This window comes from Microseira wollei NIES-4236, from assembly GCF_020521235.1.
Classification (GTDB): Bacteria; Cyanobacteriota; Cyanobacteriia; order Cyanobacteriales; family Aerosakkonemataceae; genus Microseira; species Microseira wollei.
This window is the reverse complement of sequence record NZ_BLAY01000003.1, coordinates 40,312-52,796: the sequence shown is the minus strand read 5'-3', so window position 1 is coordinate 52,796 and position 12,485 is coordinate 40,312. Positions and strand designations below refer to the sequence as shown.

The following is a 12,485-nucleotide window of genomic DNA, read 5'->3' as shown; positions in this document are numbered from 1 at the left end:
CGCTTGTCTTGTCCAACCGTTTCTCCGCCCAATCTAATCTAGGTTCTAAGTGAAACATAATGCTAAAAACACTGATATGCTCCCTGGACTTGTAACGCGTATTCCTTTTTTTTTCAGTCAACCACCTTATACGTGGAACTTAGGTTCCCCTGCTGCCTAATCGGTATTTTTTGGCTAGGGAGGGAGTCACTTGACGCGCTCTGAACTGGTCGAACAGGTGGCGGACTGTGCCGATAGCAAATGCTAGTCCGCTGTAGAGGTAGTAAAGCCAGTGCCAAGGGATGGTTTTTAGGGCAAATTTTTTACCGCGCTTGTGATAAAAGAAACGATAAACTGGCGCGTTGAGTGCTAATAGCAATAAGGCTAGTACAGCAGCGATCGCTCCTGCTCCCCACCACCATGCTGAAATCATACCAGCGAGCGCTACCCCGTAAGCTAACATGACGCTGATGCGACTCTCCACTTTCAGGTTGAGGTCATTCATCGGGTTGCGATCGCGCATAATTAATTCAGTCCACGGCAGCGCCCGATAAAAGAAGTCGGCTTTCAACATCGAAACCGCGCCCCAGCGCTTTAAGTGCTTGACTTGCACTGTCTTGCACAGCCGAATTTTATATCCTGCCTTTTTTAACCGATAGCCCAATTCAATATCTTCAACCGAAGGATAGCGATAATTCTCGTCGAATCCACCCATTTTGAGGAAAATATCGCGACGAATTGCCCCGCAAGCCCCCCAAAAGGTAGATGCTTCCTCGGAAGCTGTCTGGTGAGTGTAGTGGTGAAACAAATTTCTATACTGGGATAGAAAATTTGCTGCACCGGGTTTATCATCGTAAGAGCCAATCAAAGCGGCTACATCCGGATTGCTATCGAAAATCTTTGCTACTTGGTCTATGGTATCGGGAGCGATTTCCACATCAGCATCGACAAAAAACAGGATATCGCCTGTGGCGGCACGCGCTCCTATATTCCTCGCCTTGGCTGGCCCTTGCGATACGGGGAGTCTAAATACCCGCGCACCAAATTCCTTAGCGAGTTGGCTCGAACCATCCGTATCTCCATCGGCTACGACGATGATTTCAGTTGGTTGGGGGACGGCTTCTGCTAGTCTGGAAAGACATCTATAGAAGCTTGCACCGCCATTGTAAACTGGTATAATTACAGAAATTTTCAACTTACTTCCCTACCGTCGCTAGCTAATTTCTTGTCTATACTAATTAAGAGTTCGCTCCTGTTGCTATGAGGGAAACACTGTTTTCACTCAATCTTTAATACTCTCCGGCTATTTTGCGGCTTTTATGCAAAGTTTTGAAAATTGTTATCTAGGATACAGATTTTTAAATGCTTTTATAGTACGAAGCCCCCGCTAACCTGAAGCAGGTTGCGGGGGCCCAAGGGCGTTGCCCACCCTGGTTACAGCGGATTGCTTTTCGAGTGAAGCAGAGCCACAGTGGCTCTCGAATGCAATAGCGGCAGCATTAATGCTGCCGCTATTGCATTCTTTCGGTGTACCTCATAGGGGTGCAAACCGCTATAAAATTCGCGTTTAGCGCTTCGCTAACTTTTTCGCCATTTTCCGCAAGCGGATGGACTTGGGCGTTACTTCGACTAATTCATCGGATCCGATGTATTCCAAAGCACGCTCTAGGCTCATTTCTACTGGGGCTTGCAACTGCACCAATTCTTCGCCGCTGGAGGCGCGGTGGTTGGTTAGCTGCTTGGTTTTGCAAATGTTGAGGTCTAGGTCTTGGGGGCGATTGTTTTCTCCAACGATCATGCCCTTGTAAACTTTAGTACCGGGAGTGATGAAGAATACGCCTCGGTCTTCGGCGTTTTTCATGGCGTAGAAGGTGGAAACTCCTTCTTCAAAAGCGATTAACACGCCGTTGCGACGCAGTTCGACTTCGCCAGAGAGGGGGCGATAGTCGAGGAAGCTGTGGTTCATGATGCCTTCGCCGCGGGTCAGGCGCATGAATTCGCCCCGGAAACCAATTAAACCACGGGCGGGGATGACAAATTCTAGCTGGGTGCGTCCGTTACCGCCGACTTGCATGTCTTGCATTTCGCCTTTGCGCTGTCCCAGGCGTTCGATGCATCCGCCGACGCTGTCTTCGGGTACGTCTAATACCAGAAACTCAAACGGTTCGCAGGGTTGTCCGTTGACTTCGCGGTAGATAACTTGGGGTTGGGAGACTTGGAACTCGTAGCCTTCGCGGCGCATGTTTTCGATTAAGATACCCAGGTGCAATTCGCCGCGTCCGGAGACGAGGAATTTATCGGGGGAGTCGGTTTCTTCGACGCGGAGGGCGACGTTGGTTTCTAATTCTCGCATTAGGCGATCGCGCAGTTGTCGCGAGGTGACAAATTGCCCTTCCTGTCCTGAAAACGGCGAATCGTTTACCGAGAAGGTCATTTGCAAGGTCGGTTCATCGACTTTAATCAGCGGTAACGCTTGCGGTTCGTCGGGACAGGTGATGGTTTCCCCGATATTCGCATCGGCAAAACCAGCTACTGCGACGATATTTCCCGCCGTCGCTTCTGCGAGTTCAATTCGCTTTAACCCTTCAAAGCCCATTAATTTGGTGACTTTGGCTTTGACGATTTCGCCGGTTTCTTTAACCAACGCGGCTTGTTGACCCATTTTGATCGTACCGTTGTGGATGCGACCGATAATAATCCGACCCAAGTAGTCGGAATAGTCTAAGGTCGTGACTTGCAGTTGCAGCAGTTTATTGACATCCCCTACTGGCGGCGGTACGTGGCGCAGAATCGCTTCAAACAAAGGCTGCATGTCTTTGCCTTCGTCGTCTAGCTTGTCTTTGGCGTAACCTGATAAACCGGACGCAAATAGATAGGGAAATTCGCACTGGTCGTCGTCTGCGCCTAATTCTAGGAACAAATCTAATACTTTATCGATAGCGCCGTAGGGGTCGGCTTGGGGTCGGTCGATTTTATTAACGACGACAATGGGGCGCAGTCCTTTTTCTAGGGCTTTTTTCAGTACAAACCGGGTTTGGGGCATGGGGCCTTCGTTGGCATCGACAATTAAGATACAGCCATCGACCATGCCTAACACTCGTTCGACTTCGCCGCCAAAATCGGCGTGACCGGGAGTGTCTACAATATTAATTAGGGTTTCTTTGTACTTGACTGCTGTGTTCTTAGCCAAAATTGTAATGCCGCGTTCCCGCTCAATGGCGTTTGAGTCCATGACGCAGGTTGGGACTTCTTCCCCTTCGCGGAAGATGCCGGATTGTTTGAGTAAGGCGTCAACGAGGGTTGTTTTGCCGTGATCGACGTGGGCGATGATGGCGACGTTGCGAATGGGGAGGGTCATAGAACCTTTTAAGGGCAAGGAATGGGTCAGTTTATGTGTAATAATTCTTTAATAATCTTAGCTGATTTTGCGTCGCCACGGTCAAATTATGTGAAGAACACATGACAGATCGATCGTCATCCCCCAAAAGGTAGATTTATAGAGTCATAACAAAATTTCTCTTGATTAACCAGAACTTAACTTTAATGGGAATATTTACCAGGTGGCATTTACTCGACTTGGTAAGGCAGAAGTTTAACCACATAGAAGCAATTATTTTGCAACTTAGGGCAAGGGCTTTTGTGGCAGTGGGGCGCGTAGGCAAACTCCTGCAATCGCCCCCAGCCAAAAAACGCTCTATACCTTGCGTTAAAAGGTTTTTAGCCCATCTGTATTGATATTTTTCTCCCTCAAGCCTTATTGTAGACATAGCTAAGCCAGAAATTTTTAACGGGATCAAAAGAAATCTACCGTTGGGTTTATGATCAAAATAGAAATTTGCTATAAAAGATTTGCCCTAACCAAGAGATTCTGTGCTAAACTACTAATCAGTTTTTGATTTCGGTGCAGTGTTTTTTTCAGTCTTGACAGTTGGTATGGAAAGGCGGCTCTCCGAATCAAAATTATTCACATGTCCGTCTGATTTGGAGAGAGTCAATGTCGATTTACGTAGGCAACCTGTCATATAAGGTTTCCCAACAAGATTTAAGCGACGTTTTTTCAGAGTACGGAACCGTGAAACGGGTCCAGATCCCCACAGACCGCGAAACAGGTCGCTCTCGCGGCTTTGGTTTTGTGGAAATGGGATCCGATGCTGAAGAAACAGCCGCGATTGAAGCGCTTGATGGAGCCGAGTGGATGGGCCGAGAGCTTAAAGTTAATAAAGCTAAGCCCCGCGAAGACAGAAGGCAACCTTCTGGTAGCTGGGGTAACAATAACCGGGGTGCCCGTCAACCTCGTTACTAAAATCGTAACAGCTTCCCTATTTCGAGTTAAATTCCCTCCCTGTAGCCAAAACTGAAGTTTCTCAGCGGAAAACCCTGGTGAAGCTAAACACTTTTAGCGAAAGGTCATTAAACCAACTTGAGATAACAACGAAAGCAGTCATTTTACCCCTGTAGTTGCCATGCATACTACAGGGTTTTTAGTCTCTCGGAGGGAGAGGGAGAAGCTATAGATCGGGCTAATGGCTAATGGCTAATGGCTAATGGCTAATGGCTAATGGTTAATGGCTAATGGCTAATGGCTAATGGCTAATGGCTAGCTTGCCAGTCTGACAAGAATAGCTAGGTGAATGACTTGATCGCCAAGTCGGCTAGGGTTATGGTGTAACTTTGTTGCTGTTTGGAAGAAACAAAGGCGATAGTAACTTCACAAGCAACGGCGACGGTTAGGGTTACCAAGTTGCGTGCGAGGGGATAGTCGCAGACATCATCGTTGGCGGGTGAAGGGACGCGATAAACTTGATTCCAGATTACTTCAGCGTAGTCAGGGGCTAATCCAACGTGCAAGCAAGGCAGGTTGGCAGTTTCGCAATAATCTTTTACAGCCAGTCGGGCAACGCTGTTATCAAAAGTGTCGATAATTAAACAACTATCGTGCAGCAGTTGTGAGGAATTGGCGACGGTTAGTTCTTTCGATTGTGCGTCTATATTAACTCCCAAGGCGCGGTAGAGGGAATTTGCCAGCATTTTGGCTTTCATTGCACCGATATCTGAGCGATAGTAAGGTTGGGTAGAAAGGTTGCGTTCTTCGATGCGATCGCGGTCAATTACTTTAAGTTTCCCAAAGCCAGATCTGGCGAGACTTTCGGTGATATTCGCGCCTAATGCACCCGCACCGCATACCGTTACTGGGAAGTCTTTTATTTTCGCCATCACTTCAGATGTGCGATAAAGTTGTTCGTGGAAGAAGATGGACATAATTTGATTGCAGATTTCAGATTGCCGATTTGAGATTGAAGGAATTAATTTGATTGCAGATTGCAGATTTTAGATTTCAAATTTGCAATCTGCAATCTAAAATCTGAAATTCTCAATGACGCCGACTAGAGATTGCAAGTCGAAGTCGCGATCGCGTCCGCTTAAACAAATACCAGAACTGATGACTGTGAGGTCATTTTTAGTAATGGCAGAAGTGTGATGTTCGCCGTTAGCGGTTGTCCATTCTACTAGCCAGTGGTCGGTGCGATCGCTAAATTTTTCTAAATTGCCGCCACCTTGCTTTAAGGCGGCTGCTAGGCGCTTCTCGTCACGTTTTTGCTGCCAGTTTGCTATCCGTTGCGTTGCCAAATCGTAGGCGGTACGCATTTCTGGGGTAATGCCTTTGAAGCGTAATTCTGGCGTCGGGGTTTGTTTTTTGAATGCTTGGCGCAGGTTTTCGGCTACGATTGGATCGGCGCGACGGTCGAGTTCTTCAAACCAGAAGGTGTGTCCATCGTAGCGCGCGATCGCGCACTCAAATGCTACTCCTTCCGTCACTAAATTTACCGCAACTGGCTTAGCAATACCTATGCGCTGTTTAGCATCAGATTCATTAATAGGATAAGCCAGCCAAGTTTTGCCTTGCAAACTATAAGCTAATCGCAAGCGCATTGCCGGAAGTAACTTGAGATATTCTGCCAATTGCGGCAAGTTGGGTTCATCAACTAATTCAGCAATACTCGTTCCTTGACTCTGGCTGGGAACGCTGATAGGTTGAAAGATTCCCCAGCCTTCAAAGTTGCGGGGTTTGGGTGTAAAAGTGCAGATAATTCCAGATACTTTGGTGCGGACAAAACCGCTGCGCACGCAAGGCGCGAGGAACTGAGTATGATGAAGCTGCGCTTCTTGTGCAGCGATTTGATTTATTAGCTTGCGGATATCTGTCACAACATCTCCTGATTTAATCAATATCAACGTAACTTAATTGTTCTTAAGTTAAATCGACTTTCATAGTCCATGACGTTCCTGAAATACCGACTTGCTTAAATCCAAGTCTTTGATAAAGACAAACAGCGGGATTATGCGAGTCAACACTGAGCGAGATTGCTGCATAACCACTAACCTTTGCTTCTTCTAATAAGCAGATGATTAATTGATTGCCTATCCCTTGGTTTCTATATTCTGGTAAAACTGCTATGCTCAACTCAGGTGTTGTGTCGTTAATATATCCATAGCCTTTATTGGCACTATTAAACAGTCTAAACCAAGCGCATCCAATTGAAACACCTTTTTTAGAATCGACAGCAATATATCCTTTATCTTCCGAGCGTCCCCATTCTTTGACATACTTGGCAATGTCAGGATTATTCAGTATTTCATATTTTGAAGGTGGAACTGCCCCTTCAGGTATGTAAATACATAAATACAACATTTCCCAAAGAAAGGGAACATCAGTTGGTTGTATGGGTCGGATGTCGAGTGGGAGCATAAGATTAATTTACATAATTTTGTCGCTCATCCTCAGAGTGGCGGTCTGCGATGCGAAGATAACCTTCTTCATCTATTACGAAAGTTGCTGCAATTATTCCCCAATTGTTTGATTTTTGCTTGGTTTGAGCGAGCCAAGTTTCAAGGTCGCGAACTGACTTAATTCGCGTACCGACTGGGAAACCCGCTACTTTCAGTTGAATGTCATCCGCGCCTACATATTTGTACGTTCTTACCATACCTCCATTATTTTATTGTTGGGAAATGACTTTTCCTTAAACAAATTTATGATTAAATTCGCATATAAAATCAACTCTACCTTTTCGTAAAACTGCCGGATCTAATCGTTCAGTTGTGTTGCAAGTCATCAACACGACGAATTTTTGCTGTTCTTGAATCCCTCCTTCTTCAATTACGCTTTGGTACACGGTTCCATCTAACAAACTCAAAATATGTTCGGTTTTGTTACTGTATTGAGCGGCTTCGCTGGCTCGGTTTTGAGCTAAGTTATCGGCTTCGTTGATAATGATGCAAACCCGCTGCAAGTAAGTTGGTGGAACAAAGTTTTGCACTGCATCGTGATCGAGGATAAAAATCACAAATCCCAGCGGTACTAAAATTTCTTTAGCTACAGCTTGCGTCCAGGCTGTTTTACCAGTTCCGGGTTCTCCATGTACTAAAACGGCTAGCTGATTTTGGTCTAAAATTGCTTGTTGAACTTTGTCGGTAAAGCTTTGAATTTCATCGGGAAATGACCGAATTGGATATTGACTGTTAACCTGTCCGACACGGCATTTGTAACCGCTGAGAATAACTGCCATATTGTAAGTCGCTTTGTTAATCAGCGGGGCTAAATCCTGGGAAATTAGGCTATACCAGCGGCGTCCTTTTTCGTAGGTTTCGATTTGCAGCCAAACTTGATATTTTGACCAATAGGCATAAACCGTGCCTAATGTTTCGAGACGATTCCAGCTAACAAACCGCTCGACGGGATAGTAAAAATGTCGCTCCAAACAAGACTGAGTAATTAAATCCGGACGCCCTAATAATTCCAATACTTTGAGTACTGTAATTTCCCGCAATTTGTTGAGTACGTAATCAATGGGAATGCTGTCGCGGCTGACTAATTGAACTATAGGCGTTTCGGTACACAGAACGTCTCTGTAGCGATAATCTGGGATTGGTGGTTCGGGGGTAATGAAATTCCAAAATTCATCAATGTGGTAGCGGGTATCGTCAGAAAAGACATTGAGTATATTAGCCCACCAAGAATATTGGTTGCGCCCCAAAGCATCGCCAATATCGCTGATTAAATCGAGGGCTTTATGGGAGAGTTCCCAAGTATCGTTAGTGGCGAGGTGGAACAAATATTCCCAGTTAAGTTCTCGGTTTAAAGGTCGCCAACCAGCGCCCAATAAGCCTCGGTTTTGCGGGTTGTTTTTTGCTGAATTGTCGTCGTTGTTGCCAAATGCTGAGAACATAATTTATTTTAGTTATGCTTGCTGTGGTGGTTGTTATGAGGAAGCGATCGCTAAATATTCCGGTGATACCATATCCACTAGCCACACCCCGTTTTCCGAACAGTAAAACGTATAACCCGCCTCGTGCATCGCTGCTGCATTAACAGCAAAAACCACCGGACGACCATGTCTTTTGCCTACTGTTCGCGCCGTATTTATATCTTTAGACAGATGTACGTGGTGTCGCGACATTTTGTTAAGACCCGTGTTAAGAATCGATTCAACTGCACCCTCTCCTGTACCGTGGTATAGCACATCTGGAGGAATCGCGGGTTCCAATTGTAAATCAATTTCTACACTATGCCCTTGGTTAGCGCGAATTCGATCCCCTGTCGTGTCGAATGAAAAGCGTTTTTTATCATTGCGTGCAACAACTTCATTTAATTGGTCGCGGGTAATGGGAAAATTGTGTTTTTTACAAGCATCTAAAAGTTCATCCACTCTAACCCAGCCACCTTCAGCAAGTTTAAGACCAATTCGATCCGGTGTGTGCCGTAGATGTTTGCTGAGATATTTGCTGATTTTAACTAAACGAGTATCGTTCACAAGCTAATTTTTATAGTTTATTGAACGCTGGCGTGCAAGTTACACGCCAGTCGTTGTTTTATATTATACTACAGGTGATGGGCGACAGATTTCTGATGGGTGACTGCACGGACACAGAGTTGGGCTACTAATTCTGTCGAGGTGGCTGCACTTTGGCTCTGAGCAAAGTTTAGCGTATCTGGCTTGATGCCTGCTTGATGCAGAACTTTTTCGACGCCTTCATCGCTTAATTTCATGCCAGTTTTGAGGAAGTCGGTGCAGGAGGCTTGGTGGCGGGGTGTGGGGGTGCGACTTCGCTTGCACCAAAAGTGGCTAATGACGTGGAACACATGCCCTTTGCCCCCATCAAAGCTTACCGCAACGACGGGCGCGTTGTAGCGTACCAATAGCTCGTGACTGGCTGCTTCTATCCGTACTTTCTCAAAGTTCAGCACTTCGATGGGATGGCTGCTGCTTTCTAACCACCATTGGGGTTCTGCACCCAGTACGACGACTTCCGACCACAGGCTATTTAAACTTGGTTCTACAGCGATAACTTAATCGCCTGTGGAACGCCAGGTCCACTGCACCTTGTTGGGAAACGCCTTCGCCATCAAGTGACCATTAGCCCAGTCGGAACTTACCAGCCACTTTGAAGCTTCCACCTGTCGCGCCAGATGGGAAATTAAATCTTGGTGGTAGGAACCAAAGCAGTTTACAAAAATAATTTTTGCTTCTAGTTTCTTGGCATCCGGGTTCATAGTTACTGGTACATCCAGACAGTGCAGAATATCTTCTACTCGGTCGCAGCTACCAAAGTAAACTGCAACTTCATCTTTGCCAATTTTGTTAAGTATTTGCCAATCATCTGGATGTTGTTCTGCGAACCGTTGGCGCACGGCTGTTGCGGCTACTTTGTCAGCGTTTTGCATGTCGTTTATGGCGTTTACCTCTTTAATTTTTAGACCTCTGGCAAAAGTTCTGTTCAGATCGTTTGAAGGGCGGGCGGGACGCCCACCCCACAAGAAATTTTCTATTCAAGGGGGGGCGGGACGCCCACCCCACAAGAAATTTTCTATTTTTGTGGGGTGGGCATCCTGCCTGCCCCAGTTATTTTTGCCAGAGTTATTTTATGTTTTATCCGGCTTTTGCTGGTTTTTGGTTTGGATTTTATCTGCTATTTCTTGCGCCGATACGTAGGTTTTTTCAGCGGGATATTCTTGGGATAGTTGCTGTTGGAATGCTGGCGCGATCGCTTTGTAAACTTCTTTCAGTTCGCTCATAACACCACCTCTCTAACCAATACAATAGTAAATTTACGGTAACTCAGTTTCACCACATCAAATTGATGGATAGATCTACAGATGACCCCCGCTGAAAAAATGTGCCAAAACTGCTAAGAATCAAGCAAATCACCGCAAAAGAGTTGGTTAAATATGAAGAAACGTCTAGGAATTTTTGCCCTCGCTCTGGTTTTGGCTGAAGGGTTAACAGGGGGTGCTGCTTTCGCTGCTCTTGATAACTATGGCGCGATCGCTACATCCGACTCAGGTGCTTGGGGTTATGGCTACAACTACCCCACCCGCGCACAGGCTGAAAGAGCTGCTTTAGAAGAATGTGGGGATGCTGGTTGCGAAATTCAAGTATGGTTTAAGAATGCTTGCGGGGCTGTCGCGAAAGATGGCACAAACCTCGGTTGGGCATGGGCTGAAAGCCGCGAAGAAGCCGAAGCAAACGCTGTTGCCGAATGCGGGACTGGAGCCTGCAAGGTCGCTACCTGGGCTTGCACCGATCGATAATTTGTCTAGAGGCGCGATGGGTCGCGTCTATACAGCTTTTACCAACCCTGTGAGTAACTGCTCAATCGGGTCATTTTCCAGGCTGCTTCCCAAACTTTCCTCACCGCTGCGCCAGTCTGCACGGGCAATTCCAAAGGGTAAAAGCTCTCGTCGTAAGGCTTGTCCCACCTTGCGTAACTGGTTGAGTTGATTGGTAATCTGGGGATGAGCCGCTAACCATTGCTGCAATCTGGGAACATTCTGGGCCCAGCGTTGCATCTGACGCAGCGCAGCATATAAAGCTTGATCAGAATCTTGAGCGCAGTTATGAGCAGAGCCAACGTAAGTTGCACCCGTGCTGTCTCCGATGCGGTAGCGTGCCAAAGCCTTAAAATCGGGTTTCTGCCGCCAAAAAATCCCCCCAAGGAAATAATATCAATGGGGGCATCTAGTGCCTCTTTAAGGAAAGCTGCCCAACCCATTGCAATTTGTCCGCCCCCACTAAAGCCAATTAAAGTAACAGGTATACTGCTGCGAGGTATATAGCGGTGATTAATTAAACTTTCGTACATCACTTGTGCAATACCCCGATTGTAAATCGGGCCATAGGGCAAATCCGCCGAAACCGACACAATTAATATCATGTCCGCTTAATTACTTGCAATAAAAACTTCGACCCGTCGCCGCGTCGCCCCGTCTGGGCGTCAGCCCTAATTATAAGTGTTCAACCGGACATGATATAACATATTGTGGATGTTAATTAAAAAACTGATGATGCTGGACGGCAATCCCTGCCGTTTCTGATCTAAGAACCGCCAAAACCAAGCAAAAGAGCGTTCGCTACTGGTTAAAGAACGATTCAGCACTGAATAAGCCATGATTCCCCGAATAATGGCAATATCGTTCGGCAGAGTTTGAGCCAATAAATCTAGAAATTCCTCCGCTTCTGGGAGATAGCGTAAGTCCTGTTTCTATGAAAAATCGTTGCTTTGTCACCAGAGATCGTAGCTTGAAACAAAGGTGATAGGAACGCCCAAGCGTAAGTCCTGCTACTGAGAAAAGTTCCAGTAAAGCAAAGTCCTTAGCTCAAAGTTATCAAAGTGTCTGAAGTTAAAACCTGACCGCTTCAACAGGTTCAATTTATTATCACTTCAAATACGGGAGAGCCACCCGGTTTCTGGGAGATGGGATCTATCACTCGGATACACAAACTAAGTATTTTGTCAAGTTATAACACTCTACCAGAACAAATTATTGAAGTTTGCAGTCTAAGCTATTATCCTGCTTAAAGCTCTTTGTTCTTAGGCTAGTACGATCCATGATGCCATATGGTAGATTGCCCAAAAACTGGTTGCGTCGCCTGGGTATAGCCTTGATAATTCCGGCTGCCTTAACGGGTGCGATCGCCATGCCCAACGTCTCCAATCGAGCGATCGCTCAAACAGAGGAAGCCTCCCGCGCCCTGCGGGTACTGTCCGATCAGCAATTTTACGATGCCCGCACCGGCATTGTCACCGCGATCGGCAACGTCAGAATGTCCTACCCCGCCCGTCAAATTCAAGCCACCGCAGCGCAAGCACAGTATTTTAGCCGCGAACGCCGCATCGTTCTCAGCGGCAACGTATTTGTTTTGCAGCAGGGCAACAGCATCCGAGGCGAAACCATCGTCTATCTGATTGATGAAGGGCTATTTCAAGCTGTCCCCCAACAGAATCGGCAAGTCGAATCGATCTACATCGTTCCCCCCAGTGCCGAACAACCTCCAACCCCAGCACCCGCAACGCCAAACTTTAGAACGCCCCAGGGTCGCCCCCGCTAAGATTGGTCACTGGTCAAGGATCGGTGGAGTACAACTGCGGGGGCGGGTTTAAATAAACTGTCGATTATTGCATAGATGATTGGTAAAACCCGCCCCTACACAACTGACAATTAACTT

16 protein-coding genes are annotated in these 12,485 nt (G+C 46.5%); 3 read left to right on the top strand and 13 right to left on the bottom strand.

All coding sequences use genetic code 11. The annotated features are described in order from the left end of the window. Window positions 1–139 precede the first annotated feature (139 nt). Both MiSe_RS02015 and typA read right to left on the bottom strand, forming a co-directional pair. Entirely contained in the window at window positions 140–1,174 is a 1,035-nt protein-coding gene (locus tag MiSe_RS02015) for a glycosyltransferase family 2 protein (RefSeq protein ID WP_226573724.1), read from the bottom strand. Window positions 1,175–1,546: 372 nt separating this feature from the next. Next, on the bottom strand, window positions 1,547–3,337 hold the full coding sequence (gene typA / locus MiSe_RS02010) for a translational GTPase TypA (protein ID WP_226573722.1): 1,791 nt from the start codon (window positions 3,335–3,337) through the stop codon (window positions 1,547–1,549). Window positions 3,338–3,973: 636 nt separating this feature from the next. On the opposite strand from typA, the gene rbp reads away from it, so the two are divergent. After that, window positions 3,974–4,282: an RNA-binding regulator gene (gene rbp / locus MiSe_RS02005; protein WP_226573710.1), complete on the top strand. Its 309-nt coding sequence runs from the start codon at window positions 3,974–3,976 to the stop codon at window positions 4,280–4,282. A 320-nt stretch (window positions 4,283–4,602) separates the two neighbouring features. Here rbp and MiSe_RS02000 read toward each other — a convergent pair whose 3' ends face one another. From MiSe_RS02000 to MiSe_RS01960, 9 genes are all read right to left on the bottom strand, one after another. Next, a complete protein-coding gene (locus MiSe_RS02000) occupies window positions 4,603–5,238 on the bottom strand; it encodes a ThiF family adenylyltransferase (RefSeq protein WP_226573707.1) in 636 nt (211 codons plus the stop codon). Between the two features lie 96 nt (window positions 5,239–5,334). Beyond that, window positions 5,335–6,186 (bottom strand): hypothetical protein, encoded by an 852-nt coding sequence (locus MiSe_RS01995; RefSeq protein WP_226573704.1) that lies wholly within the window; start codon window positions 6,184–6,186, stop codon window positions 5,335–5,337. A gap of 43 nt (window positions 6,187–6,229) precedes the next feature. Then, on the bottom strand, window positions 6,230–6,727 hold the full coding sequence (locus MiSe_RS01990) for a GNAT family N-acetyltransferase (protein WP_226573702.1): 498 nt from the start codon (window positions 6,725–6,727) through the stop codon (window positions 6,230–6,232). 4 nt (window positions 6,728–6,731) lie between these two features. Next, a complete protein-coding gene (locus MiSe_RS01985) occupies window positions 6,732–6,965 on the bottom strand; it encodes a hypothetical protein (RefSeq protein WP_226573699.1) in 234 nt (77 codons plus the stop codon). Between the two features lie 36 nt (window positions 6,966–7,001). Further along, window positions 7,002–8,207, bottom strand: coding sequence for an AAA family ATPase (locus tag MiSe_RS01980; protein ID WP_226573696.1), 1,206 nt, complete (start codon window positions 8,205–8,207; stop codon window positions 7,002–7,004). A gap of 33 nt (window positions 8,208–8,240) precedes the next feature. After that, window positions 8,241–8,792, bottom strand: coding sequence for an RNA 2'-phosphotransferase (locus MiSe_RS01975; protein ID WP_226573693.1), 552 nt, complete (start codon window positions 8,790–8,792; stop codon window positions 8,241–8,243). A 68-nt stretch (window positions 8,793–8,860) separates the two neighbouring features. Next, window positions 8,861–9,226, bottom strand: a complete 366-nt coding sequence (locus MiSe_RS01970) for a hypothetical protein (protein ID WP_226573690.1) — start codon at window positions 9,224–9,226, stop codon at window positions 8,861–8,863. Between the two features lie 102 nt (window positions 9,227–9,328). Next, a complete protein-coding gene (locus MiSe_RS01965; RefSeq protein ID WP_226573686.1) occupies window positions 9,329–9,703 on the bottom strand; it encodes a hypothetical protein in 375 nt (124 codons plus the stop codon). A gap of 198 nt (window positions 9,704–9,901) precedes the next feature. After that, on the bottom strand, window positions 9,902–10,054 hold the full coding sequence (locus MiSe_RS01960) for a hypothetical protein (RefSeq protein WP_226573683.1): 153 nt from the start codon (window positions 10,052–10,054) through the stop codon (window positions 9,902–9,904). Window positions 10,055–10,207: 153 nt separating this feature from the next. On the opposite strand from MiSe_RS01960, the gene MiSe_RS01955 reads away from it, so the two are divergent. Next, complete coding sequence (locus MiSe_RS01955; RefSeq protein ID WP_226573680.1) at window positions 10,208–10,570, top strand: DUF4189 domain-containing protein; 363 nt, start codon at window positions 10,208–10,210, stop codon at window positions 10,568–10,570. Between the two features lie 27 nt (window positions 10,571–10,597). Here the strand turns inward: MiSe_RS01955 and MiSe_RS01950 are convergent, their stop codons facing one another. Both MiSe_RS01950 and MiSe_RS01945 read right to left on the bottom strand, forming a co-directional pair. Then, a complete protein-coding gene (locus MiSe_RS01950; RefSeq protein WP_226573669.1) occupies window positions 10,598–10,933 on the bottom strand; it encodes a hypothetical protein in 336 nt (111 codons plus the stop codon). 326 nt (window positions 10,934–11,259) lie between these two features. Further along, window positions 11,260–11,472, bottom strand: coding sequence for a hypothetical protein (locus MiSe_RS01945; protein WP_226573666.1), 213 nt, complete (start codon window positions 11,470–11,472; stop codon window positions 11,260–11,262). Between the two features lie 395 nt (window positions 11,473–11,867). Here MiSe_RS01945 and MiSe_RS01940 point away from each other — a divergent pair, with 395 nt between their 5' ends. After that, window positions 11,868–12,368, top strand: a complete 501-nt coding sequence (locus tag MiSe_RS01940) for an LptA/OstA family protein (protein WP_226573663.1) — start codon at window positions 11,868–11,870, stop codon at window positions 12,366–12,368. Window positions 12,369–12,485: the final 117 nt, after the last annotated feature.

What these genes read in the sequence shown, in the direction of transcription:
- typA (WP_226573722.1), bottom strand. Translation starts at nt 3,337, where the DNA reads ATGACCCTCCCCATTCGCAACGTCGCCATCATCGCCCACGTCGATCAC.
- rbp (WP_226573710.1), top strand. Translation starts at nt 3,974, where the DNA reads ATGTCGATTTACGTAGGCAACCTGTCATATAAGGTTTCCCAACAAGAT.
- MiSe_RS02000 (WP_226573707.1), bottom strand. Translation starts at nt 5,238, where the DNA reads ATGTCCATCTTCTTCCACGAACAACTTTATCGCACATCTGAAGTGATG.
- MiSe_RS01990 (WP_226573702.1), bottom strand. Translation starts at nt 6,727, where the DNA reads ATGCTCCCACTCGACATCCGACCCATACAACCAACTGATGTTCCCTTT.
- MiSe_RS01985 (WP_226573699.1), bottom strand. Translation starts at nt 6,965, where the DNA reads ATGGTAAGAACGTACAAATATGTAGGCGCGGATGACATTCAACTGAAA.
- MiSe_RS01980 (WP_226573696.1), bottom strand. Translation starts at nt 8,207, where the DNA reads ATGTTCTCAGCATTTGGCAACAACGACGACAATTCAGCAAAAAACAAC.
- MiSe_RS01965 (WP_226573686.1), bottom strand. Translation starts at nt 9,703, where the DNA reads ATGCAAAACGCTGACAAAGTAGCCGCAACAGCCGTGCGCCAACGGTTC.
- MiSe_RS01960 (WP_226573683.1), bottom strand. Translation starts at nt 10,054, where the DNA reads ATGAGCGAACTGAAAGAAGTTTACAAAGCGATCGCGCCAGCATTCCAA.
- MiSe_RS01955 (WP_226573680.1), top strand. Translation starts at nt 10,208, where the DNA reads ATGAAGAAACGTCTAGGAATTTTTGCCCTCGCTCTGGTTTTGGCTGAA.
- MiSe_RS01940 (WP_226573663.1), top strand. Translation starts at nt 11,868, where the DNA reads ATGATGCCATATGGTAGATTGCCCAAAAACTGGTTGCGTCGCCTGGGT.